The sequence below is a fragment of the Nocardioides abyssi genome (assembly GCF_030412915.1).
In the GTDB taxonomy this organism is placed as follows: domain Bacteria; phylum Actinomycetota; class Actinomycetes; order Propionibacteriales; family Nocardioidaceae; genus Nocardioides; species Nocardioides abyssi.
Genome location: NZ_JAUHJR010000151.1, coordinates 1 through 279 on the forward strand (window position 1 = coordinate 1; position 279 = coordinate 279).

Annotated in this window: 1 protein-coding gene; it reads right to left on the reverse strand. The window is 49.1% G+C overall.

Annotated elements, in window-relative coordinates:
* The coding region (locus QWY29_RS20285; RefSeq protein ID WP_300963037.1) for a GTP-binding protein at positions 1 to 279 on the reverse strand (279 nt) is incomplete at both ends.

The window sequence follows — 279 nt, forward strand, 5'->3', positions numbered from 1 at the left end:
TTGGACATCACCAAGGAGCACATCTTCATATGTTGCCATGATGACATTGGCATTTTCAATGACACGGGAGAAAGTCTGGTATGCTTCCTCACCTTCCACTTGAAGCTCAAGGAAGCATCTGTCCATCTTGTTCACGGTGAGGACAGGCCTAATCCTCTCACCAAGAGCTTGGCGCAGCACAGTTTCGGTCTGCACACAGACACCCTCAATACAGTCAACCACCACCAAAGCACCATCAGTGATACGAAGAGCAGCTGTCACTTCCGAAGAGAAGTCAAC